Below are 212 nucleotides of genomic sequence, written 5' to 3' on the forward strand. Positions count from 1 at the left end.
CCCACTGCGTCCTTGATGGATTCGCTGACAGTGGTTGGCCCCTTGTAAACGTCATTGCCGACGGTGACTGGCAGGCTCCCGGAACTCTGGCCTTCGGCAATGGTGATCACCTTGCCGCTGTCGAGGGTCACGGTCACCGGACCGTTCTGCGCAGTGACCGGTTGGCCTTGGGCATCGGTCAGGGTCGCGGTGTAGGTGATGGTGCTGTTCTC

1 protein-coding gene is annotated in these 212 nt (G+C 61.8%); it reads right to left on the reverse strand.

The features are described 5' to 3' along the window. On the reverse strand, positions 1-212 hold a 212-nt coding region (locus ACCD00_RS30950; RefSeq protein ID WP_413428958.1), incomplete at both ends, for an immunoglobulin-like domain-containing protein.

Origin of the sequence: Pseudomonas sp. Pseusp3 (assembly GCF_047304225.1) — a bacterium.
GTDB classification, from domain to species: domain Bacteria; phylum Pseudomonadota; class Gammaproteobacteria; order Pseudomonadales; family Pseudomonadaceae; genus Aquipseudomonas; species Aquipseudomonas fluorescens_CD.